Here is a 23,535-nt window from a genome sequence, read left to right on the forward strand (position 1 = left end):
TCGATATCAATTTAAACGATTCAATCGCTGATTTCGCCTTCTCGGGTATTGAGAAGGAAGATCTGGAGATTCTTGCTCGGTTGAATAAATCTCGTCCCGTCCGGAACCGGCAGGAATCTGGTACTTTCTTTCCAACTCAGCCTGTGCGGAGGTGGCGAGTATGTCCGCTTTCAGGTGAAGGTTCCGACCGTCCGAAATGACCGGTAAGAGGGCGCAAAGCTCACTTTTACCTCCCGCCATGCGGGCTGAATTCGGGTCAGAATGCTTGGGCGCCACTGGAAATTGGGCAGTGTTGATGCGCCCGAAGGTGGGAGGAATCACCCTCTCAAGGGTTCAGTGCAGTGGTATGGCGCTTCAATCACTCTTCGCCCTGGTCAATGGGTCGCCAGACCATAGGTCGGCCAGTTTTAGCGGTCTCCGATCGCCGGCAATTTGCACCCGCGCGTTTTTGCTCGCAAGTTCTTCCAGATAATCGGCCCACCATTGCATCATCTTTACGCGCTCTTCCCAGTGCTCTGCCCGGGCGTAGGCGCGACGAACGTCGTTGTTCTCAACATGGGCCAACTGCCGCTCTATGGCGTCCGGATGCCACTTTCCGCATTCGTTCAGCAGAGTTGATGCGGTTGCTCGAAAACCGTGCGCGGTAGCTTCTTCCTTGCCGTACCCCATACGGCGAAGGGCCGCGTTAAGCGTGTTGTCGGAAATCGGACGCAAGCCCGATCGAACACTAGGAAACAACAGCGATCCACCACCAGAGATTCGTCTAAGTGAGGTTAGGACCCCGACGGCCTGCCTGGAAAGTGGTACGCGGTGCGGCCGTCTCATCTTCATGCGCCCTTCAGGGATGCTCCACACCGAGCTTTCGAAATCGAACTCGTCCCATCCGGCCGCACGCAACTCGCCGGGGCGGGGAAACAGCAGGGCCATCAGCTTCAGGGCGGCTCGGGTTGTAGGCTGTCCGTCAAAGGCATTGATCGCCCTCAGCAAGCCTCCCAAGGCCATAGGATCGGTAACCGCGGCACGCGGCGTGACCGTCGGACCGACGAGTGCGCCCCTGAGGGCGACCGTCGGATCTAGATCGGCGCGTGCGGTTGCGATTGCATATCGAAACACGCTGCCAATCGTGGAGCGCAGTCGCCTGGCCGACTCGTATCGACCGCGATCCTCCACGCTGCGGAGAGCGGCAAGAATTGTAACCGGATCGATCTCCCGAACGCATTTGTCCCCAAACGCTGGATAGGCAAAGTCGAGCAACCATTTGACCTTGGTGATGGTCCGGTCGGCACGTCCCTCCTTCTTCAGCTTGTCGACATAATCCTCCGCGATTGATCGAAAGGTGTCCTCTGCCGAAGCCTTTTGCAACTTACGCTCCAGTGCGGGGTCGATGCCACGTAGGAGGAGACGTTTGGCGGTATCGCGCGCCTCGCGTGCCTCAGCGAGGGAGATGAGGGGATAGCTGCCCAACGCCAGAAGCTTCTGCTTGCCGCCAAAACGATAGGCGAGGCGCCATAGGCGAGATCCGGTAGGCTGCACCCAAAGCTGGAGCCCGCCACCATCGGTCAATTTCACGAGCTTGGAAACGGGTCGGGCATTTCGGCATTTTACGTCGGAAAGGGCCATTTTCGGGACCTCCATTTGGCTCATCGATACCATCAGGATCTCCAATACCAGCGAAAATACCAGCCCTCTGCCTCGTTGGACCAACTACGCCGAAATTCCACAAAACCCGACCAACCGCGCCTTGCGCTCCAAAATCCTCAACAATTTCATGCAATTGCCGAAACAGAAGCGTAGAAGCTTCGGCGAAAGGGAGTGTCGGGAAAAGAGGGGATGGTGCCCAGAGGCGGATTCGAACCACCGACACGCGGATTTTCAGTCCGCTGCTCTACCAACTGAGCTATCTGGGCCTGTTCCGGTAACTGAAATTGCGTTGACCGGATTTCACGAAGGCGCCGTGGGGCGCCCCTTGAAAGCGCGTGGGTTATAGCACGGGAATTCGGCCTGTCCAGCGCCTAGGTTGCGATTTCAGACAGGAAAAGACAGGCCGTGTGATGGGTGCCTTTTCATGCTGCTTTCATCCCGGAATGGCGCGCGGCCTGTACTGTTTCAGGCATAGGCATCCTTGCCCGAGCCCGCGATAGCCCTTTGCCGGCAGCCCGGCCTGCATTCCAGTCGATAATCGAGATGCGGCGATGGGCGCGAGATCCCGAAATGTGCTCGCATCCCTGGCCAGGCCTCGACCGGCCGGCGGGGCTATCTGGCGCTGGCCAGACCCTTGCGAAAATCGGAGGGCGTCATGCCGGCCAGCTTGCGGAACGATTTGTTGAAGGCGCTGAGCGAACCGAAGCCCGAATCCATGGCGACGCGCAGCACATTGGCGTCCTGGTGCATCAACAGCGCCTGTGCGTAGCTCAACCGCAGAAGGTTGACATATTCGTTCAACGTCATGCCCGTCGATTTCTTGAACAGGCTCATGGCGTATTTGGGATGGATGTCGGCCGCCCCGGCAATGTTCACGCAATCGATGTCGTAGAGGAAGTTTTCGGCGATGAAGTCGCACATGCGCCCGACATTGCGCGACGACTGCTGGTCGAAGGGACTGCCCATCTCGTGCCCGGCGGCCGTTTCGGGCACCAGCCGGTAAGGCTCGAACCGCACCCGCTCCAGCCGCAGCAGAAGTTCGTTGACGGCATGCTCGGCCTTGGCCGGGTCGCCCGAGCGGGCATAGCGGTTCCAGCGGGCGAAATTGTCGTTATCGGATTGATCGGTGGCGCCGGTCACCAGCGTGGCGCCCGTCATCAGCCGATGGCGCACGTCCGCCGGCAGGTGCAGCCGGAAGAAATGCACCAGCGGCAAATGGGCACCGGCATAGACGGCATCGTCTGAGAGATCGTCCATCTGGTGCGGCAGGCCGCCCCAGAACAGGCACATCTCACCGGCCGAAAGCGAGATTTCGTGCTCGTTCATGCGGTAATGCACGCTGCCGCGCACGATGAAATTCACCTCGACCTGGGCATGCCAGTGCGGCTTGAGCATAACCAGGGGAGCGGTGTGAAACATCTGCAACAGCAGCGGCAGGCCTTCGACGCTGCTGGCGCCAGGCTGGTAAAACGGCCGTTCCGGCATCTTACTTTCCGCCAATTCCTTATTCCCTTTGTCGGGGACAAGCCTTCCGTGCTGCATAGTCTAGCCCGGCTCGCAGAGAGAGCAAATGAAATGGGAGGATTTCAATGCGCATCACACTGTCCTGCGCCGCGCTTGCGCTTGCCCTGGGCTCAGCCCCGGCATTCGCGCAATCTGGCGAAATCACCATCTGGAGTTGGAACGTCGCCGCTTCGTCACTGAAGGCGACGGTCGCCGGCTTCAACAAGCTGCATCCCGACATCAAGGTCACGGTCCAGGATCTCGGCAACCAGCCGACCTACGACAAGTCTATCGCCGGCTGTGCCGCAGGCGGTGTCGGCCTGCCCGACATCGTCACCATCGAGAACGGCGAGGCCGAGAATTACTGGAGCCAGTTCCCCGACTGCTTCGTCGACCTGCACACGCTGGGCTACAGCGCCGAGGACCAGAAGAAATTCCCCGATTTCAAGCGCACCGAGCTCGAAGTCGGCGACAAGGCTTATGCGATGCCATGGGATTCCGGCCCGGTCGCCGCCTTCTATCGCCGCGACTTCTACGAAAAGGCCGGTGTCGATCCGGCGTCGATCAAGACCTGGGACGATTTCATCGCCGCCGGCAAGAAGATCCAGGCCGCCAATCCGGGCGTCTCGATGACCAATGCCGATTTCAACGGCGACACCGAATTCTTCCGTATGATCTCCAACGAGCAGGGCTGCTCCTATTTCGCCGAGGACGGCCAGTCGATCACGGTCAACCAGCCGAAATGTGTCGATACGCTGGCCAAGATCAAGGACATGAAGGACGCCGGCATCATGTCCTCGGCCGACTGGAGCACCAAGATCACCAACAACACCGCCGGTACAGTCGCCACCCAAGTCTATGGCGGCTGGTATGAAGGCACCATCCGTACCGAATCGGCCGGTGAAAACGGCAAATGGGGCGTCTATCTGATGCCGAGCCTAACCTCCGACGGCCCGCGCGCCGCCAATCTCGGTGGCTCATCGCTGGCCATCACCTCGGGGTCGAAGAACAAGGAGGCGGCCTACGAGTACCTGAAATACACGCTCGGAACCAATGAGGGCCAGATCACGATGCTGAAGGAATTCGGTCTCGTCCCCTCGTTGGTGTCGGCGCTGAATGATCCCTACGTCTCGGAAGGCCTGCCCTATTGGGGGGGCCAGGCTGTGTGGAAGGATATCCTCGGCACGTTGCCCAAGGTCGTCCCCAGCCGTGGCACGCAGTTCCAGAGCGACGCCGAAATCATCATGCGCGCGGTGCAGACCAAGTATCTCGCCGGCGGCTATGCCGGCGCCAAGGCAGCGCTCGACGATGCCGCCAGCCAGATCGCCGCGGCGACCGGACTGCCGGTCAAGGAGTGAGCGCCGCTTTTCCTTCTCCCCTTGTGGGAGAAGGTGGATCGGCGCGATAGCGCCGAGACGGATGAGGGGTACCCCAGCGGAGTGAGACGTTGGCGTTTCCTGGAACACCCCTCATCCGTCGCCTTCGACGACACCTTCTCCCACAAGGGGAGAAGGGAAGACCCAAACGATGGCCTAAAACAACAATCGGGAGAAGGAGGACGAAGATGCGCAACCGTAACGCCACGGCCTATCGTTTCCTCGCCCCCTATCTCCTGATCTTCTCCGTCTTCTGGCTGTGGCCGATCATCTCCTCGTTCATGATCTCGTTCCAGGCGACGCGCACGGTGCCCTGGCGCTTTGCCCCCGGCTTCAACTGGGGCCGGCTGATCGGCGATCCGGCCTTCTTCAACGCGCTGAAGAACACGCTGCTCATCCTCGTCATCCAGGTGCCGGTGATGATCGCGCTGGCCATGGTAATGGCGGTGCTTTTGAATTCGCCGCTGTTGAAGGCGAGGGGGCTTTACCGCTTCGCCTTCTTCGCTCCGGTCGTGGTCGGCGAGGTCGCCTATTCGGCGGTTTTCCGGCTGATGTTCAGCCTCGATTTCGGCATCGTCAACAAGCTCCTGAACAGCGTCGGCTTGCCCAAGATCGACTGGTTCTCCAACGTTACGCCGGCGATGGCTTTGATAATGATCGCGGTCACCTGGCGTTGGGCCGGCTACAACGCGATCATCCTTCTGGCCGGCATGCAGTCCATTCCCGAGGATGTCTACGAGGCGGCGACGCTCGACCGCGTCAGCAAGCTCAAGCAATTCTTCTACATAACCTTGCCGCTCTTGAAGCCGGTCATCGTCTTTTGCACGGTGTTGTCGATCATCGGCACCATGCAGTTGTTCACCGAGCCATTCCTGATCACCGAGCGCGGCGGACCGGGCGGCGGCACCGAGACGCTCGGCCTGCTGCTCTACCGCCAAGGCTTCCGCTCGCTCAATTTCGGCTACGCCTCGGCCGTCGCCTACACGATGGCGGGGCTGGCGATCGCCATCACGCTGGTGCAACTGTGGCTGACGAGGGAAAAGCAATGAGCTCGCTCTCCTCGGCCCGCCTGAGACGCAGCCTCTTGCTGCATCTCTTCCTGACGCCGCTGGCGCTGATCTGGCTGTTTCCGTTGTGGATGATGGTGGTGTTCTCGACCATGCCCGACAACGGCATCTTCAGCCCGGGCATCGAGTTGCTGCCGCACGGCAATTTCGTCGACAATTTCAACAATCTGCAACGCGACACCAACTTCGTCGGCGCGATCGGCATCTCAGTCTCGGTGGCGGTGACCTACACCTTCCTGTCGGTGCTCTTGACCTCGATGGCCGGCTGGGCGCTGGCGCGCTACCAGTTCTTCGGCAAGGGCGTGGTCGTCGCCATCATCCTCGGCACCATCACGCTGCCATACGCGGTGGTGCTGATCCCGCAATTCATCATGGTGGCGCGCGACTTCCAACTCGCCAACACCTGGGTGGCGCTGATCGTGCCGCCGCTGTTCAATTCGCTGGGCGTCTTGTTCATGCGCCAGAGCTTCTCGATGATGCCGGACGACCTGTTCGACGCCGCGCGGGTCGAAGGCGTGAAGGAATGGCGCATCTTCCTGTTCGTCGCACTGCCGCTGGCGCGGCCGATGTTGGCCGCACTCGCCATCATCCTGTTCCTCGCGTCATGGAACAATTATCTCTGGCCGCTTTTGATCAACAGCCAGCCGGGCTCGATGACCGCACCCGTGGCGCTAGGCACGCTGATCGGCCTCACCAAGGTATCGTGGGGCGGCATCATGGCGGGGGCCGTGATGCTGACCGTGCCGATGCTTATCGTCTTCGTGCTGCTGCAGCGCCATTTCATCGCCGGCATCGCCGCCGGCGCGATCAAGTAAGGGCCAGCATGGCAACCGTTACGCTCAACAATGTCGTCAAGCGCTTCGGCACCTTCGAGGTCGTCCACGGCGCCAACATCGACATCAAGCACGGCGAGTTCGTCGTCTTCGTCGGCCCTTCCGGCTGCGGCAAGTCCACGCTGCTCAGGATGATCGCCGGGCTCGAGGACATCAGTGATGGCGAGATCGCCATCGGCGGCAAGGTTGTCAACGACGTCGAGCCGGCCGACCGCGGCATCGCCATGGTCTTCCAGTCCTATGCGCTCTATCCGCATATGAGCGTCGAGCAGAACCTCTCCTTCGGATTGCGCATGACCGGCAATCCGAAGGCCGACACGGAGCGGCGGGTGAAGCGCGCGGCCGAGATCCTGCGCATCAGCGAACTGATGGACCGGCGCCCGAAAAAGCTCTCCGGCGGCCAGCGCCAGCGCGTCGCCATCGGCCGCGCCATCGTGCGCGAGCCGCAGGTGTTCCTGTTCGACGAGCCGCTCTCCAATCTCGACGCCGAACTGCGCGTGCAGATGCGGGTCGAGATATCGCGCCTGCACAAGGAACTCGGCGCCACCATGGTTTATGTCACCCACGACCAGACCGAGGCGATGACGCTCGCCGATAGGATCGTCGTGCTGCGCGCAGGCCATATCGAGCAGATCGGCCGGCCGCTCGAACTCTACGACGATCCCGACAATTTGTTCGTGGCGGGGTTTGTCGGCTCGCCTAAGATGAACTTCATCAAGGGCCACATCGTCGGGCGCGATGCGCGCGGTGTCGTGGTCGAGCTGGCGGGCCAGGAGAAAACCCGCATCACCCAGCCGCTGACCGGCACAGCGCCGGAGGCCGGGACGAAGGTCATTGTCGGCGTGCGGCCCGAACATTTCGGCGTCGCCGGAGAAGGTGACACCGATCTCGTCGTCGCCATCGACGTGATCGAACACCTTGGCGGCACGAGCTTTCTCTATGCCCGCACGGCGCACGGCGAAGACGTGGTGATCCAGCGCGACGCGGCCAAGGTTCCCGACACGTCCGAAGTCACCGTTTCCATCCGCAAATCCTACCTGTTCGACGAAAAAGGGCTGCGGCTGCGCTGACTGGCCGCCCCTTCCAGCCTTCAAGGAGAATGACAATGACTGCAACCACGCCCATTCGCTGGGGCATTCTTGGTCCGGGCGGCATCGCCCGGGCTTTTACCGGCGGCGTGGCCGCTTCGCACACCGGAAAACTGGTCGCCATCGGCGCGCGCAATCCCGCCAAGCCGGGCCTTGCGGAGAATTTCCCCGGTGCCCGCATCCTCGACGGCTATGAAGCATTGCTTGCCGACCCGGACATCGATGCCGTCTACATCGCGGTTCCGCATCCCGGCCATGCGCAATGGGCGATCCGGGCGGCGGAAGCGGGCAAGCACGTGCTGTGCGAAAAGCCGTTGGCGCTGACCGCCTTCGAGGCCGACGCCATGATCCACGCCGCGCGCAAGGCCGGCACCTTTCTCGGCGAAGCCTTCATGTACCGGCTGCATCCGCAGACGCTGAAGCTGGTGGAACTCATCAAGTCCGGCGTCATCGGCGAGATCAGGATGATCAAGTCGAGCTTCGGCTTCGCCATGCCGGGCTTCATGCCGCAGCACCGGCTTTATGCCAATGAGCTCGCCGGCGGCGGCATCCTGGACGTCGGCGGCTATCCCGTCTCGATGGTCCGGCTGATTGCCGGCGCGGCATCGGGAAAACCCTTTGCCGAACCCGACAGGGTGGTGGGCACCGCCCATCTCGGCCAGTCCGGCGTCGATGAGTGGGCTTCGGCGCTGCTGCATTTCCCTGATGGCATCGTCGCGGAGGTCTCCTGCAGCATCTCACTCAACCAGGACAATGTCCTTCGCATCCTCGGCACCAAGGGGCGCATCGAAGTGCCGGACTTCTGGTTCGCCGGCGGCAACCGCGATGTCGGCCTCGGCCACATCGACGTGATCGGCGCCGACGGGTCGCGAGAGACGATCAGCGTCAACGAAAAACGCCATGTCTATTCCTTCGAGGTCGACGGCGCCGGCGAGGCGATCCGCGCCGGGCAGCAGGAATTCGCCTGGCCGGGGATGGGCTGGGCCGACAGCCTAGGCACCTTGCGTGTGCTCGACAGATGGCGCGCCGCCGTCGGGCTAGAGTATGAGATCGAAAAAGCCCCGCTGCGCACCAGCACCATTGCCGGCCGGCCCTTGCGCCCCGGCGGCACCGCGATCGCCAAGCGCGCCATCCCAGGCTTGGCGAAACAGGCATCCATAGTGGCGCTCGGCTTCGAGGATTTCCGCACCTTCTCCTCGGGTTCGATCCTGCTCGACGCTTTCTTCGAAGCCGGCGGCAATCTGTTCGACACCGGCTACGTCTATGGCGGCGGCTACACCGAGACGCTGCTCGGCCAATGGTTGAAGAACCGTGGCGTGCGCGAGCAGTCGGTGATCATCGCCAAGGGCGCGCATTCGCCGCTCTGCTATCCCGACGTGATCGGCAAGCAGCTCGCCCAGTCGCTCGATCGGCTGCAGACCGATCATGTCGACATCTATTTCATGCACCGCGACAACCCTGACGTGCCGGTCGGCGAGTTCGTCGATGCGATGGACCGCGAGGTCAAGGCCGGCCGCATCCGCGGTCCGTTCGGCGGCTCGAACTGGACGATGCAGCGCATGGACGAGGCGATTGCCTATGCGCAGCGGACCGGCAAGCAGAAGCCGGGCGCACTCTCCAACAATTTCTCGTTGGCCGAGATGCTGGAGCCGATCTGGGCAGGATGCATCACCTCCTCCACCGATGACTGGAAGGCCTGGCTGACATCCAGGCAGATGCCGAACTTCGCCTGGTCGAGCCAAGGCCGCGGCTTCTTCACCGACCGCGCCGGCCGCGACCTGCGCGACAATGAGGAACTGGTGCGGGTCTGGTATTCGGAGCGGAATTTTGGCCGCCGCGACCGGGCGATCGAACTTGCCGCACGACTGGGCAAGAGCCCGATCCACATCGCGCTGGCCTATGTGCTCAATCAGCCCTTCCCGTCCATTCCGTTGATCGGGCCGCGCACGCTGGGCGAGCTGGACGACAGCCTGCGCGCCCTCGACATCAAGCTTTCGCCGGCCGATCTCGAATGGCTGGATAGTGGCAGGCTGCACGCCGCCTGACACGCATGAAACAAGGACAAAAAGCGGCGTCAGGTCTCGTCGTCAGACACCCTGACGCCAACCCGGGGCGGTGTCCGCAAGCTGGCATACATGCCGGTGGTGCGGAATTGGCTGGGCGTGGTGCCATAAAGGCGGCGAAACACCTTCGAAAAATAGTTCGCATCCTCGAAGCCGCACAGGATGGCGACTTCCTTCACCGGCAGGAAGTCGGCCTTGGTCAAAAGCTTCGCCGCGCGCTGCAGGCGTTGTTGCAGCACGAATTCGGCTGGCGGCAGGCCTTCGCTCTCGGCAAAGCAGCGCGAGAAATGGGCCCGGCTGAGGCCGCTGATCTGGACCAGCTCCGCCACTGGCAGCGATTTGTCGAGGTTAGCGTTGATGTGATCGATGACCGGCTGCATGGCGCTCTGTTTCTCGGCAAAGGCGTGTGAGCCGAAGACATCGTCATAGAGCGCCATCGCAGCCTCGTAGGCGATCGCCGAAGCAGCGCCCGGTGAAGCGGCGCCCTTGACGAGCCGCAAGCTGCAATCGGCAAGATGATCTATCGTCGCCGGCTGCAGCCGGAACACCGGACCCGAAACGCTGAGGATCGACTTGTGGATGCGCAGCGCCTCCTCGCCGTTCATCGAGATCCAGAAATATTCCCAGCGCTCGTCCCTGGCCAGCCAGTAGCGGTGGTTGTGTGGCACCAGCACGAGCAATGTGTCGTTCCGCTGCAGGCGATAGTTGCGGTTCTCGTAGCGCAGCCGGCCGGTTCCGCTGATCGTGTGCTGGAGCACGGTGAATGGCGTCTGGCCGCGTTTGCGCCCATCCCAGTCGTAGATTTCGTCTTCGCGCACTTCATAGCCCGTGCTTGTCGGCATGGCATGCAGGCGCTGGCGGCCGCGCGGCAGCGAGATCGTACGCATCGACTGTCCGTTGGCGATCAAATCCTGCAGCACAAAATTACCCCTGAAAGCATAATCCTTCTCTGGTCGCGCTCGCGAATAAGCGCATAATCCGGCCTCGAAGAACGCGAAAGACCCGCGGTCGAGGAGCGGGCGGGAGGAGAAAAGCCGGATTCCGGCTTGAATGGCAGGCGCGCCTTGGCGTGTGGCCATATCCTCCCTTGTTGCTCCTTGCCTAGCATTCGATCGGATCGAGGTGAAGGTGATGAGTTTCAAAATCGCTATTATCGGCGCCGGCAGCGTTGGATTCACCAAGAAACTGTTCACCGACATTCTCTGCGTGCCCGAATTCAAGGACATCGAATTCGCGCTGACCGATCTCAGCGAGCACAATCTGCAGATGATCAAGGCGATCTTGGACAGGATCGTCGAAGCGAACGGATTGCCGACCAGGGTGACGGCGACCACCGACCGCCGCAAGGCGCTCGAAGGTGCGCGCTATATCATCAGCTGCGTTCGGGTCGGCGGCCTGGAAGCCTATGCCGACGACATCCGCATTCCCCTGAAATACGGCATCGACCAGTGCGTCGGCGACACGATCTGCGCCGGCGGCATTCTCTACGGCCAACGCAACATTCCGGTGATCCTCGACTTCTGCAAGGACATCCGCGAGGTCGCCGACACCAACGCCAAGTTCCTCAACTACGCCAACCCGATGGCCATGAACACCTGGGCGGCGATCGAGTACGGCAAGGTCGACACGGTCGGGCTCTGCCACGGCGTCCAGCATGGTGCCGAGCAGATCGCCAAGGTGCTGGGCGCGAAGTCGCCTGGGGAGCTCGACTATATCTGCTCCGGCATCAACCATCAGACCTGGTTCACCGATCTGCGCCTGAATGGCCGCAAGATCGGCAAGGACGAACTGGTTGCCGCCTTCGAAGCGCATCCGGTCTACTCGCAGCAGGAGAAGCTGCGCATCGACGTGCTGAAGCGCTTTGGCGTCTATTCGACCGAAAGCAACGGCCATCTGTCCGAATACCTGCCCTGGTATCGGAAGCGTCCGGACGAGATCATGCGCTGGATCGACATGTCGGACTGGATCCATGGCGAGACCGGCGGCTACCTCCGCTACTCGACCGAGACCCGCAACTGGTTCGAGACGGAGTATCCGCAGTTCCTTGAAGCGGCGTCGAAGCCGATCGACGTGGCCAAGCGCTCCAACGAGCATGCCAGCCACATATTGGAGGCGCTGGAGACCAACCGCGTCTATCGCGGCCACTTCAACGTCAAGAACAATGGTGTGATCACCAATTTGCCGCAGGACGCCATCATCGAGTCGCCCGGCTTCGTCGATCGTTTCGGCATCAACATGGCCGCCGGCATCACGCTGCCGGAGGCCTGTGCGGCGACCTGCATGTCTTCGATCAACGTCCAGCGCATGTCGGTCCATGCCGCGATATCGGGCGATATCGATCTCCTGAAGCTCGCCGTGCTGCATGATCCGCTGGTTGGCGCGGTGTCGACCCCGGAGGAGGTCTGGCAGATGGTCGACGAAATGGTCGTCGCCCAGGCCGCCTGGTTGCCGCAATACGCGCATGCCGTTCCGGCCGCCAAGGAGCGGTTGTCGAAATCCGTGGTCAAGACCCGCGAATGGGCCGGTGCCGCGCGGCGCAACGTCCGCTCGATCGAGGAGTTGCGCGCCGAAAAGGCCGCTCTGAAGCAGACCGGCTGAACCCGGGAGCGGCCGCGGATCCACGGGAGGCAGGTCCGCCGCAGTCAGCCGCCAAGGCAGAAGACAAGCAGCAGAAAAAGTCTGAACACGAGGGAGGAGATAATGAGGAACCTACGCAGCATTGGCATTGTCGCTGGACTGGCGCTGAGCGTCTCCGTTCCGGCGCTCAACGCCTTCGCTTCCGAACCGACGGTCCCGCCGACGCCGGCGACGTTTCCGGCCGAAGGCAAGATCAAGTATGTGGCGCGCGACTCCATCCTGGAGTTCAAGACGCTGCCGGAATATCACGAGCCGGACTGGGTGACGGAAAAATACGTCAAGGCCGGCAAGCTGCCGCCGGTGAAGGACAGGCTGCCGAAGGAGCCGCTGGTCTTCAAGACCGCCAACATGCCCGATGGCGTCGGCGTCTATGGCGATACGATGCGCCATGTCATCGGCGGGCGGCCGGAAGGCTGGAACTACGGCGCTGGCCAGACGCAAGGCTGGGGCGGCATCGACATAGGCCTCTCCGAGTGCCTGACGCGCACCGCGCCGCTGTTCCAGGTCGAGGCCAAGGATACCGAACCGCTGCCGAATCTGGCCAAAAGCTGGGACTGGTCGAAGGACGGCCACAAGCTGACCATGCATCTGGTCGAGGGCGCAAAATGGTCCGATGGCGTTGCCTTCAACGCCGACGACGTCATGTTCTACTGGGACGACGAGGTCATCGACCCGAACGTCTCTCCGTTGAATGGTGCGACACAGGAAACCTTCGGCGTCGGCACGACGCTGAAAAAGATCGACGATTACACCGTCGAGTGGACCTTCAAGGACGCCTTCCCGAAACAGTACCTCTACGCCATGGCCTACGGCACTTTCTGTCCCGGTCCCGCGCACATATTGAAGCCGCAGCATCCCAAATATTCGAAGAACACCTACGACCAGTTCAAGAACGCCTTCCCACCGGAATATATGAACATGCCGGTGATGGGCGCCTGGGTGCCGGTCGATTACCGGCCGGACGACATCATCGTCATGCGCCGCAACCCCTACTATTGGAAGGTCGACGAAAAGGGTAACCAGCTGCCCTACCTCGACGAACTGCAGTACAAGCTGTCGACCTGGGCCGACCGCGACGTCCAGGCGGTCGCCGGCTCGGGCGATTTCTCCAATCTGGAGCAGCCGGAAAATTTCGTCGCCTCGCTGAAGCGTGCGGCCGAGGCGAACGCGCCGGCACGTCTGGCCTTCGGCCCGCGGCTCATCGGCTACAATCTGCGCCTGAACTTTTCCGCCAATGGCTGGGGCAACCCGGACGAGCGCGGCCAGGCCATCCGCGAACTGAACCGCAACGAGGATTTCCGCAAGGCCGTCACCATGGCGCTCGACCGCAAGGCGCTTGGCGACTCGCTGGTCAAGGGGCCGTTCACCGCCATCTATCCCGGCGGCTTCTCGTCTGGCACCAGCTTCTATGACCGCAAGTCGACCGTCTATTATCCCTTCGACCTTGAGGGCGCCAAGGCCGAGCTCGCCAAGGCCGGCCTCAAGGACACGGATGGCGACGGTTTCGTGAACTTCCCGGCGGGCACCGCCGGCGGCAAGAATGTCGAGATCGTGATGCTGGTCAACAACGACTACGGCACCGACAAGAGCCTCGCCGAAGGCGTCGTCGCTCAGATGGAGAAGCTCGGGCTTCGGGTTGTGCTCAACGGTCTCAACGGCACCCAGCGCGACGCCTCGCAATATTCCGGGCGCTTCGACTGGCTGATCCGGCGCAACGAGCAGGAGCTGACCTCCGTCGTACAGAATACAGTGCAGCTCGCTCCGGTCGGCCCGAAGACCAGCTGGGATCACCGCGCGCCGGAAAGCGGCCAGGTCGACCTGATGCCTTTCGAAAAGGACCTCGTCGACATCGTCAACAAGTTCGTCTCCTCGTCGGACAATGATGAGCGCGCCAGCCTGATGAAGGAGTTCCAGAAGATATCGACGGAACACGTCTACAATATCGGCCTGACGGAGTATCCCGGGGCGCTGATCGTCAACAAGCGCTTCTCCAACATTCCGCAGGGTACGCCGATCTTCATGTTCAACTGGGCCGAGGATTCGATCGTCCGCGAACGTGTCTTTGTCGCGGCTGACAAGCAGGCGAAATACGAACTGTTCCCTGAGGAGCTCCCCGGCAAACCCGGAGACAAGGGCCCGATGTAGGTTTACCTCCCCTGACTGAGAGAGACCCGGCCGCGCTGATGGCGCGGCCGGGAAAAACCAACCTCCGAACGCCCCAAGCGGCGCGTCCGGCAAGATGAGGAAGCGGACCGTCCATGCTGCGATTCCTGGCCATGCGCATAGCGTCGGCGATACCGGTCCTCGCCATCTTGAGTCTCGTCACCTTTGCCATCATCCAGGCGCCGCCGGGCGATTATGCCGACTACATCCGCTCGCAGCTGATCAACCAGGGCGGAGCCTCCTTCGCCCAAGCCGACGCACAGGCCAACGCCTATCGCATCGAACATGGCCTCGATAAGCCGTTGCCCGTCCAGTATCTCAACTGGATCGGCGGCATCGTCACCCGCGGTGATTTCGGCTACAGCCTCTATTACAACAAGCCGGTTGCTGACGTCGTCGGCGAGCGCCTGCCGCGCACACTGCTGCTGGCGCTGGTCTGTCATCTCCTCGCCTCGGTGCTGGGCATCACCTTCGGCATATGGGCGGCGACCCGGCAATACACCTGGATCGACTCGACGCTGTCGGCTATCTCCTTCCTCGGCATGACGGTGCCGCGCTTCCTGATGGCGCTGATCATCGTCTATCTGCTGGTCTTCCAGTTCAACGTGTCGGAGATCGGCTCGTTCTTCTCACCGCAATATGGCGGCGCGCCGTGGTCGTGGGGCAAGTTCGCCGACCTCGTCAAGCATGTCTGGCCCGTGGTCGCGATCGCCACCTTCGGCGGCCTCGCCTACAACATGCGCGTCATGCGCGGCAATCTGCTGGATACGCTGAACGCCCAATATGTCGAGACGGCGAGAGCCAAGGGATTGACCGGCAGCGCCGTCGTCATGCGCCATGCCGTACCCAATGCGCTGCATCCGCTCGTCATGTATCAAGGCGTGGTGCTGCCCTACATGCTCACCGGCGAGATCGAGACGGCGATCATCTTCGCGCTGCCGACGGTCGGCCCGGCGATCGTCGGCTCGATGGCGGTCGGCGACGTCTACGTCACCGCCACCTTCATGATGGTGCTGTCGGCGACGCTGATCGTCGGCAACATCATCGCCGACATGCTGCTCGTCCTGCTCGATCCGCGTGTGCGCCAGTTCGGGGAGAGCTAGATGCTGGCGCGCGATCCGTCACCCCCACCGCTGCCGGCCGAAGCGCCCATCGTAGCCATACCGGCGCGCGGCAACGAGAGCTACATGGCGCTTGTCTGGCGCCGGCTGAAGCGCTCCTGGACCGGCATGGCCGGGCTCTGGCTCGTCGTGCTGCTGCTGGTGATGGCGGTGTTCGCCGAGTTCCTGGCGCCGATGGATCCGAAGGCGACCGATGTCGGCTTCGCGCCGCCGCAAGTGCCTTCCTTCCACGACAAGGACGGCAATGTCGTCATGCGGCCGAGGGTCTATGCGCTGGCCGATTCGGCGGATCTCGATCCGGTCACCTTCCAGCCCATCGTCGGCCCCGACTACGACCACCCGAGGCTGCTCGGTTTCTTCGTCGAGGGCGCGCCCTACAGGCTCTTCGGGCTCATTCCGGCCAACCGGCATTTCTTCGCCTCGATGGACGGCCTGCCGGTGCATTTCCTCGGGACCGACAAGTTCGGCCGCGATGTCCTGTCGCGCGCCATCCACGGCTCGCGCGTCTCGCTGATGATCGCGCTGACGGTGGTCTTCATCATCACCGTTATCGGCACCACCGTCGGCATGGTCTCCGGCTACTTCGGCGGCCGGTTCGATGTCTGGATGCAGCGCTTCGTCGAACTGGTGCTCGCCTTTCCGCAATTGCCGCTCTATCTGGCGCTGACGACGTTGATCCCGGTCACCGCGCCCACCAATGTCTTCCTCGCCTTCGTCATCATCGTCATGTCGGCATTGGGTTGGGCGCAGATGTCGCGCGAGGTGCGCGGCAAGACGCTGGCGCTGGCGCGGATCGAATATGTGCGCGCCGCCATGGCGGTTGGCGCCACCGACCGGCGCATCATCATGCAGCACATCTTCCCCAATGTGATGAGCCACGTGATCGTCGCCGTTACGCTGGCGATCCCGACAGTGGTGCTCTTGGAATCTTTCCTCGGGTTCCTCGGCTTCGCGGTCAAGCCACCGCTGATCTCCTGGGGCCTGATGCTGCAGGATACCGCGACCTATTCCGTCATAGGCACCTATCCCTGGATCCTGTCGCCGGTCGGTTTCGTGCTCGTCACCGTCTTTGCCTTCAACGCGCTGGGCGACGGCCTGCGCGACGCCGTCGACCCCTATTGAGGTGGCAGGAATGACCGTCGCGCTCGCCGAATCCTTCGCACCTGCCGTCCGCCACGACCATGACGGGCGCCAGGGCGAGCCCATCATCGACGCCCGCAACATCGAGGTCGCCTTCAAGGTCGAGCACGGCGTCGTCGAGGCGGTCAAGGACGTCTCGTTCCAGCTCTATCGCGGGGAGACGATCGCCATCGTCGGCGAATCCGGCTCCGGCAAGTCGGTGACGGCGCGCACCGTCATGGGGCTGCTGTCGCGGCGGGCCACCGTGTCGCCAAGATCGAGCGTCTGTTACGACGGCCAGAACATCCTGAAATTCGCCGAGCGCGACCGCCGCAAGCTGCGCGGCAACCGCATCTCGATGATCTTCCAGGAGCCGATGAGTTCGCTCAATCCGATCTACACGGTCGGCAGCCAGATCGTCGAGGCGATCAGGGTGCACCGCAAGGTGGGCCGCAGGCAAGCCTGGGCGCGGGCGCTCGAGCTGCTGCGGCATGTGCAGATTCCCGAGCCGGAAGCGCGGCTCAAGCAATACCCGCACCAGCTTTCAGGCGGCCAGCGCCAGCGCGTAATGATCGCCATGGCGCTCGCCAACAATCCCGACGTGCTGGTCGCCGACGAGCCGACGACCGCGCTCGACGTCACCGTCCAGGCGCAGATCCTCAACCTGATCCGCAATCTGCAGAAAGAGCTGCGGATGGCGGTGATCCTGATCACCCATGATCTCACCGTGGTGCGCAAATTCTCCGACTACGTCTATGTCATGCAGCATGGCGAAATGTGCGAGCACAACGTCACGGAACGGCTGTTCGCCGATCCGCAGCACCCCTACACCAGGCGGCTGCTGGCTTCCGAGCCGCGCGGACGGCCACAACCGCTGCCGGAGGGCAGTGGCACCATCCTCGAGGCGAATGGCGTGCGCGTCTGCTTCATGCTGCGCCACGGCACCTTCCTGAAACCGGACTGGCGCGAACTGGTCGCCGTCGACGATCTCGGCCTTAAACTTTGCCGTCATGAGACGCTGGGGCTGGTTGGCGAATCCGGTTCCGGCAAGACCACCTTCGGCCAGGCCTTGCTGAGGTTGATCGACGCCAAGCGCGGCGAAATCCGTTTCGACGGCCAGCCGATCCAGGGCCTGTCCCGCAACGAGATGCGGCCGCTGCGTTCGCGCATGCAGATCGTCTTCCAGGATCCCTTCTCCTCGCTCAATCCGCGCATGACGATCGGCCAGATCATCGAGGAAGGGCTGATCGTCAACAGCATCGGCGCGACGCGGCGCGAGCGGGTCGAGCGGGTGCGCGAGGCACTGGTCAGCGCCGGCATGCCCGGCGATATCCTGTCGCGCTTTCCCCACGAATTTTCCGGCGGCCAGCGCCAGCGTATCGCCATTGCCCGTGCCATCGCGCTCGAACCCGAATTCATCCTGCTCGACGAGCCGACCTCGGCGCTCGACCTCTCCGTCCAGGCCCAGATCGTCGACCTCTTACGCAAGCTGCAGGACGAGCGCGGCCTGAGCTACCTCTTCATTTCGCACGACCTCAAGGTGGTGCGGGCGCTCTGCCATCGCGTCATCGTCATGCAGCATGGGAAGATCGTCGAGCAGGGACCTGTCGACGAGGTCCTCTCCAATCCCAAGACCGCCTACACCGAACGGCTCGTCAGGGCCGCTTTCGACGTGGCCTGAACATAGCCGGAGGTTAGCGTGGCAAAAAATCCCAGGATCACTTTCATCGGCGCCGGCTCGACGGTGTTCATGAAGAACATCGTCGGCGATGTGCTGCAGCGTCCGTCGCTGTCGGGCGCGACGATCGCTCTCATGGACATCAATCCGCAGCGGCTGGAGGAGAGCGCCGTCGTCGTCAACAAGCTGATCGCGACGCTCGGCGTCAAGGCGAAGGCCGAGACTTACTCCGACCAGCGCAAGGCACTTTCCGGGGCCGACTTCGTCGTCGTCGCCTTTCAGATCGGCGGCTACGAACCCTGCACGGTCACCGACTTCGAAGTGCCGAAGAAATACGGCCTGCGCCAGACGATTGCCGACACGCTCGGCGTCGGCGGCATCATGCGCGGCCTGCGGACCGTTCCGCATCTGTGGAAGATCTGCGAGGACATGCTCGCCGTCTGCCCCAAAGCGATCATGCTGCAATACGTCAACCCGATGGCGATCAACACCTGGGCGATATCGGAAAAATACCCTGATATCAAACAGGTCGGCCTCTGCCATTCGGTGCAGGGCACGGCGATGGAATTGGCACATGATCTCGACCTTCCCTACGAGGAAATCCGCTATCGCTCGGCCGGCATAAACCACATGGCCTTCTACCTGAAATTCGAGCATCGCCAGGCGGACGGCTCCTACCGCGACCTCTATCCCGATCTCGTGCGCGCCTATCGCGAAGGCCGCGCGCCAAAGCCCGGCTGGAACCCGCGCTGCCCCAACAAGGTGCGCTACGAGATGCTGACCAGGCTGGGCTTCTTCGTCACCGAGAGCTCGGAGCATTTCGCCGAATACACGCCCTATTTCATCAAGGAGGGCCGCCCCGATTTGATCGAGAAATACGGCATTCCGCTCGATGAATACCCCAAGCGCTGCATCGAACAGATCGAGCACTGGAAGGACCAGGCGCAGGCCTATCGCTCGGCCGACCGTATCGAGGTCGAGCCGTCCCGGGAATATGCCTCCTCGATCATGAATTCGGTCTGGACCGGCGAACCCTCGGTGATCTACGGCAATGTCCGCAACAATGGCTGCATCACCTCGCTGCCCCGCGATTGCGCCGCCGAAGTACCGTGCCTTGTCGATGCCTCCGGCATTCAGCCGACCTACATCGGCGACCTGCCGCCGCAACTGACGGCACTGATCCGCACCAACATCAACGTCCAGGAACTGACGGTGCGGGCGCTGATGAGCGAGAACCGCGAGCACATCTACCATGCGGCGATGATGGACCCGCACACATCGGCCGAACTCGATCTCGACCAGATCTGGTCGCTGGTCGATGATCTCCTGGCCGCTCACGGTGACTGGCTGCCAGCCTGGGCGCGTGTGAGGCGCAAGAACGAAGCCGCCTGATCAGAGCATGTCGCCAAAGGCCGCTTTCATTTCGGCTCGTCGGGGTCGGTCTCTTCCTCGTCGTCGCGGGCCTTGATGACATAGGCACCCTTCAGCCAGCGGTTGAGGTCGATGTCCTTGCAGCGCGTCGAGCAGAATGGGTAGGTCTCGCGCGCCGAGGGCTTGCCGCATTCGGGGCAGGGGCGCTTGGGGCGCAGCGGGGTCACTTTGTCGTCGGGGCTCATAGCCGTGGGGACAGCCAGTTTTGATGGATTTTGAAGCCTTCGCCCGACAGCAGCGCCACCGTCTCGTAGAGCGGCAAGCCGACGATGTTGGTGTACGAGCCGACCAGCTTGACGACGAAAGCTCCGGCGAGACCCTGGACGGCGTAGCCGCCGGCCTTGCCCCGCCACTCGCCGGACGCGACATAGGCGTCGATTTCCTCGCGTGGCAGCCGCTTGAAGCGCACCCGCGTCTCGACCAGCCGCTGGCGCAACTTGCCGCCCGGCGTGATCAGGCAGATGCCCGAATAAACCCGGTGCGAGCGGCCCGACAGCAGGCCGAGGCAGTTGGCGGCATCATCGAGCGTCTCGGCCTTGGGCAGGATGCGCCGCCCGACCGCGACCACCGTGTCGGCGGCCAGCACGAAGCTTGGCGCATGGTCCGTCTCGGTCTTCAGCGACGCGAACGCTTTCTCGGCCTTTTCCTTCGACAGCCGCTTGGCCAGCGAGCGCGGATGCTCGGCACGCAGCGGCGTCTCGTCGATATCGGCTGGCAGGATACGGTCCGGCTCGATGCCGGCCTGCTGCAGGAGTTCGATACGGCGCGGCGAACCCGAGGCAAGCACCAGCTTCTGCAAAATGCTCATCGCGTTCCGGCCAAGCCCTGATCTTACTTGAAGCGGTAGGTGATGCGGCCCTTGGTCAGGTCGTATGGCGTCATCTCGACCAGAACCTTGTCGCCGGTCAGCACGCGGATGCGGTTCTTGCGCATGCGGCCGGCCGTATGGGCGATGATCTCGTGTTCGTTTTCGAGTTTCACCCGGAACATCGCGTTGGGCAACAATTCCGTCACGACACCCGGAAACTCGAGGACTTCTTCCTTCGGCATTCGATACCTTTGCTTGGATGGCAATTCCAGCGCCCCGGCTGGAATTTCGGCGGAACCTATATGATAATCGTTCGCTTGTGAACACGCTTAATCCGGATGGTCTGGAGCGACGAACCTGCGGCCGATCCGGGCTTTCAGCCGCTCGCGCACGTCGCGATAGCTGGCCATGATCTGCTCGCGCATGCCGCCGGCACCGGTCGGGTCCGGTGTCGGCCAATATTCGACCTCGACGGCAAGCGAGCGGGTGAGCTCCAGCGCGGCATGGTGCGCCTCCGGCGCCAGCGTCACAATGAGGTCGAAATAGTCGTCCTCGAGCTCGTCCAGCGTCCGTGGATGGCGCTCGCCCAGCGTAAGACCGTCTTCGGCCAGCACGGCATCGACGAATGGATCCCGCTCGCCGGCGCGTACACCGGCCGAAGCGACGAAGGTGGTGGCGGGCAGCATCCGGCGTGCCAGCTGCTCTGCCATCGGTGAGCGCACGGCATTCATGCCGCACAGGAACAGGATCGAGCGGGGCAGGGTAGCCAGGATTAGCCCCGCCAGTGCAGCACGCAGACCAGCGTGAACAGCCGGCGCGCCGTATCGAAATCGATGTCGATCTTGCCCGAAAGCCGGTCCATCAGCGTCTGCGAGCCTTCATTGTGCAAACCCCGGCGGCCCATGTCGATCGCCTCGATATGGCTCGGCGTCGAGGAGCGGATGGCGTCGTAATAGCTTTCGCAGATCATGTAGTAATCCTTGACGATGCGCCGCAGAGGCGTCAGCGATAGGATGTGGGTGACCACAGCGGTGCCGTCCTCGCGCGCCACGGCGAACACCAGGCGCTGCTCGGCCAGCGACAGTTTCAGCCGGTAGGGACCGGCGCCGCTGTCGTTGACGGGCTGAAAACTGTTCTCCTCGATCAGGTCGAAGATCGCCACCGCCCGCTCGTGCTCGACATCGGGCGTCGAACGGCCGATCGATTCATCGAGTTCGACATCGATCAGTTTTGCGCGGCTTTGATCGGAGCCCGTCATGTCCGCCTACATATTCAGCCGGATGGTGACGGAGCGGCCATGCGCGTCGAGCCCTTCCGCCTTTGCCAGCGCGACCGCCGCCGGCGCCAGCAGGCGCAACTGTTCCGGTCCGAGCTTGAGGATCGAGGTACGCTTGACGAAGTCGAGGACCGACAGGCCCGACGAGAAGCGCGCCGAGCGGGCCGTCGGCAGCACATGGTTGGAGCCGCCGACATAGTCGCCGATGGCTTCCGGCGTATGACGGCCGAGAAAAACCGCGCCGGCATTGCGCATCCGCGACAGAAAGCCCTCGGCATCGTCGATGGCCAGCTCGACATGCTCGGCCGCGATGCGGTCGGCCAGCGGCAATGCCGCGTCGATCGTTGGCACCAGGATCACCGCGCCGAAATCGCGCCAGCTCGCCGACGCCGTCTCGGCTCGCGGCAGGCTCTGCAACTGGCGCTCGACCGCCTGTTCGACCGCCTTGCCAAAAGCCGGATCGTCGGTGATCAGGATCGATTGCGCCGACGCATCGTGCTCGGCCTGGGCGAGCAGATCGGCGGCGATCCAGTCCGGATCATTGTCGCCGTCGGCAACGACGAGCACTTCCGAAGGACCGGCGATCATGTCGATGCCGACCGTGCCGAACACCTGGCGCTTGGCCGCCGCGACATAGGCATTGCCGGGCCCGACGATCTTGGCGACCGGCTTTATGGTCTCGGTGCCATAGGCAAGGGCTGCGATCGCCTGGGCGCCGCCGACGCGGTAGATCTCGGACACGCCTGCCATATGGGCCGCCACCAGCACCAGCGGATTGATGATGCCGCCCGGCGCCGGCACGACCATGACGATGCGCTCGACGCCGGCCACCCGGGCGGGCACGGCGTTCATCAGCACCGAGCTTGGGTAACTTGCGGTGCCGCCCGGCACGTAGAGCCCGACCGCCTCGATTGCCGTCCAGCGCCAGCCGAGTTGGACCCCGGCGGCATCCGTGTAGCGATCATCCTTGGGCCGCTGCCGCTCATGGTGGGAGCGGATACGGTCGCGCGCGAATTCAAGCGCTTCGACCGCCTTCGGGTCGGCCGTTTCGTAGGCGGCCGCAATGTCTTCCTTCGACACGGCAATGCCGAGGCTGTTCAAATCGGCGCGGTCGAATCTTTGTGTGTAGTCGATCAGCGCCGCGTCGCCCTCGGCACGCACGCGCGCGATGATCTGCCGCACGGCGGCGTCGACATCCCCGGAGACTTCCCGCTTGGTCAACAGGAAAGCGGCGAAACGCTGCTCGAAATCGGCGTCGGACTGACGAAGCGTGATGGCCATCGGATATTCAAGCCTTGTGGACGGGCCGCGACGTGGCTTCCCACGCGCCGCCGACATCGGCAAGGCGGGCCTCGATGCACTCGACATCGAGCATGATGGTGCCGCCACCGGAAAAGATCAGCTCGACGATACCGGACGGCTTGCTGATCTCGATAAAACTGATCGCCAGCAGGGACAGGATCTCGGCCGGCTTGTCGCGGGCGATGCCGTTGGTCTTGGCGCCGAGCACCCGGTCGAAATGCAGCACGGCCTGCCGCCGCTCATTATGCTGGCGAAACAGGCCCGACTTTGCCTCCCAGACGAAGCGGTTCATGGTCAGCACGAAGCGCTTGGCCGAAGGCAGGAATTCGAGGTCCGAAACCTTCATCACGGCGTCCTGGACATGGGCCGAGACAATGCTCAGATCCTGATCGTCGAGCGCGATGAGTTTGAGGGCTGCCATGCTGAAGG

21 protein-coding genes and 1 tRNA gene are annotated in these 23,535 nt (G+C 62.8%); 11 read left to right on the plus strand and 11 right to left on the minus strand.

Annotated features, from left to right (window positions below):
* Positions 1 to 354 precede the first annotated feature (354 nt).
* From MESOP_RS12425 to MESOP_RS12435, 3 genes are all read right to left on the minus strand, one after another.
* A complete protein-coding gene (locus tag MESOP_RS12425; RefSeq protein WP_013530181.1) occupies positions 355 to 1,620 on the minus strand; it encodes a tyrosine-type recombinase/integrase in 1,266 nt (421 codons plus the stop codon).
* Positions 1,621 to 1,831: 211 nt separating this feature from the next.
* Positions 1,832 to 1,907 (minus strand) — tRNA-Phe (locus MESOP_RS12430).
* A gap of 346 nt (positions 1,908 to 2,253) precedes the next feature.
* Complete coding sequence (locus tag MESOP_RS12435) at positions 2,254 to 3,126, minus strand: helix-turn-helix domain-containing protein (RefSeq protein WP_013893679.1); 873 nt, start codon at positions 3,124 to 3,126, stop codon at positions 2,254 to 2,256.
* A 104-nt stretch (positions 3,127 to 3,230) separates the two neighbouring features.
* Between MESOP_RS12435 and MESOP_RS12440 the strand changes: the two genes are divergently transcribed.
* From MESOP_RS12440 to MESOP_RS12460, 5 genes are all read left to right on the plus strand, one after another.
* Entirely contained in the window at positions 3,231 to 4,502 is a 1,272-nt protein-coding gene (locus MESOP_RS12440; protein ID WP_013893680.1) for an extracellular solute-binding protein, read from the plus strand.
* 206 nt (positions 4,503 to 4,708) lie between these two features.
* A complete protein-coding gene (locus MESOP_RS12445) occupies positions 4,709 to 5,569 on the plus strand; it encodes a carbohydrate ABC transporter permease (protein WP_013893681.1) in 861 nt (286 codons plus the stop codon).
* Positions 5,566 to 6,402: a carbohydrate ABC transporter permease gene (locus MESOP_RS12450; RefSeq protein ID WP_013893682.1), complete on the plus strand. Its 837-nt coding sequence runs from the start codon at positions 5,566 to 5,568 to the stop codon at positions 6,400 to 6,402. Before MESOP_RS12445 ends, MESOP_RS12450 begins: the two co-directional genes overlap by 4 nt.
* Positions 6,403 to 6,410: 8 nt before the next feature.
* Entirely contained in the window at positions 6,411 to 7,490 is a 1,080-nt protein-coding gene (locus MESOP_RS12455) for an ABC transporter ATP-binding protein (protein WP_013893683.1), read from the plus strand.
* A 35-nt stretch (positions 7,491 to 7,525) separates the two neighbouring features.
* Entirely contained in the window at positions 7,526 to 9,553 is a 2,028-nt protein-coding gene (locus MESOP_RS12460) for an aldo/keto reductase (RefSeq protein ID WP_013893684.1), read from the plus strand.
* 29 nt (positions 9,554 to 9,582) lie between these two features.
* On the opposite strand, the gene MESOP_RS12465 is transcribed toward MESOP_RS12460, so the two are convergent.
* Positions 9,583 to 10,458, minus strand: coding sequence for an AraC family transcriptional regulator (locus MESOP_RS12465; protein WP_083833363.1), 876 nt, complete (start codon positions 10,456 to 10,458; stop codon positions 9,583 to 9,585).
* Positions 10,459 to 10,702: 244 nt separating this feature from the next.
* On the opposite strand from MESOP_RS12465, the gene melA (MESOP_RS12470) reads away from it, so the two are divergent.
* The 6 genes from melA (MESOP_RS12470) (at position 10,703) to melA (MESOP_RS12495) (ending at position 19,681) form a co-directional block, all read left to right on the plus strand.
* Positions 10,703 to 12,169 carry an alpha-glucosidase/alpha-galactosidase gene (gene melA, locus MESOP_RS12470; RefSeq protein WP_013893686.1) on the plus strand — a complete coding sequence of 489 codons (1,467 nt, stop codon included), beginning with the start codon at positions 10,703 to 10,705 and terminating at the stop codon, positions 12,167 to 12,169.
* A gap of 102 nt (positions 12,170 to 12,271) precedes the next feature.
* On the plus strand, positions 12,272 to 14,353 hold the full coding sequence (locus MESOP_RS12475) for an ABC transporter substrate-binding protein (protein WP_013893687.1): 2,082 nt from the start codon (positions 12,272 to 12,274) through the stop codon (positions 14,351 to 14,353).
* A gap of 113 nt (positions 14,354 to 14,466) precedes the next feature.
* Positions 14,467 to 15,474 carry an ABC transporter permease gene (locus MESOP_RS12480; RefSeq protein WP_013893688.1) on the plus strand — a complete coding sequence of 336 codons (1,008 nt, stop codon included), beginning with the start codon at positions 14,467 to 14,469 and terminating at the stop codon, positions 15,472 to 15,474.
* Positions 15,475 to 16,614, plus strand: a complete 1,140-nt coding sequence (locus MESOP_RS12485) for an ABC transporter permease (RefSeq protein WP_013893689.1) — start codon at positions 15,475 to 15,477, stop codon at positions 16,612 to 16,614.
* Between the two features lie 10 nt (positions 16,615 to 16,624).
* Positions 16,625 to 18,292, plus strand: coding sequence for an ABC transporter ATP-binding protein (locus tag MESOP_RS12490; protein WP_013893690.1), 1,668 nt, complete (start codon positions 16,625 to 16,627; stop codon positions 18,290 to 18,292).
* A gap of 18 nt (positions 18,293 to 18,310) precedes the next feature.
* The gene (gene melA, locus MESOP_RS12495; protein WP_013893691.1) at positions 18,311 to 19,681 is read left to right on the plus strand and encodes an alpha-glucosidase/alpha-galactosidase; all 1,371 of its coding nucleotides are present in this window, start codon (positions 18,311 to 18,313) and stop codon (positions 19,679 to 19,681) included.
* Between the two features lie 26 nt (positions 19,682 to 19,707).
* Here melA (MESOP_RS12495) and yacG read toward each other — a convergent pair whose 3' ends face one another.
* From yacG to MESOP_RS12530, 7 genes are all read right to left on the minus strand, one after another.
* Positions 19,708 to 19,905, minus strand: coding sequence for a DNA gyrase inhibitor YacG (yacG, locus tag MESOP_RS12500; protein ID WP_013893692.1), 198 nt, complete (start codon positions 19,903 to 19,905; stop codon positions 19,708 to 19,710).
* The gene (locus tag MESOP_RS12505; RefSeq protein ID WP_013893693.1) at positions 19,902 to 20,528 is read right to left on the minus strand and encodes a Maf-like protein; all 627 of its coding nucleotides are present in this window, start codon (positions 20,526 to 20,528) and stop codon (positions 19,902 to 19,904) included. The genes yacG and MESOP_RS12505 overlap by 4 nt, the downstream gene beginning before the upstream one ends.
* Before the next feature lie 23 nt (positions 20,529 to 20,551).
* A complete protein-coding gene (gene infA, locus MESOP_RS12510; protein WP_006200926.1) occupies positions 20,552 to 20,770 on the minus strand; it encodes a translation initiation factor IF-1 in 219 nt (72 codons plus the stop codon).
* An 87-nt stretch (positions 20,771 to 20,857) separates the two neighbouring features.
* Positions 20,858 to 21,313, minus strand: a complete 456-nt coding sequence (locus MESOP_RS12515) for an arsenate-mycothiol transferase ArsC (RefSeq protein ID WP_083833242.1) — start codon at positions 21,311 to 21,313, stop codon at positions 20,858 to 20,860.
* Positions 21,301 to 21,786 (minus strand): UPF0262 family protein, encoded by a 486-nt coding sequence (locus MESOP_RS12520; RefSeq protein WP_013893695.1) that lies wholly within the window; start codon positions 21,784 to 21,786, stop codon positions 21,301 to 21,303. The genes MESOP_RS12515 and MESOP_RS12520 overlap by 13 nt, the downstream gene beginning before the upstream one ends.
* Positions 21,787 to 21,792: 6 nt before the next feature.
* Positions 21,793 to 23,085 carry a histidinol dehydrogenase gene (gene hisD, locus MESOP_RS12525; RefSeq protein ID WP_013893696.1) on the minus strand — a complete coding sequence of 431 codons (1,293 nt, stop codon included), beginning with the start codon at positions 23,083 to 23,085 and terminating at the stop codon, positions 21,793 to 21,795.
* A gap of 7 nt (positions 23,086 to 23,092) precedes the next feature.
* On the minus strand, positions 23,093 to 23,527 hold the full coding sequence (locus tag MESOP_RS12530; RefSeq protein WP_013893697.1) for a DUF2948 family protein: 435 nt from the start codon (positions 23,525 to 23,527) through the stop codon (positions 23,093 to 23,095).
* Positions 23,528 to 23,535 lie beyond the last annotated feature (8 nt).

It is taken from the genome of Mesorhizobium opportunistum WSM2075 (genome assembly GCF_000176035.2).
Classification (GTDB): domain Bacteria; phylum Pseudomonadota; class Alphaproteobacteria; order Rhizobiales; family Rhizobiaceae; genus Mesorhizobium; species Mesorhizobium opportunistum.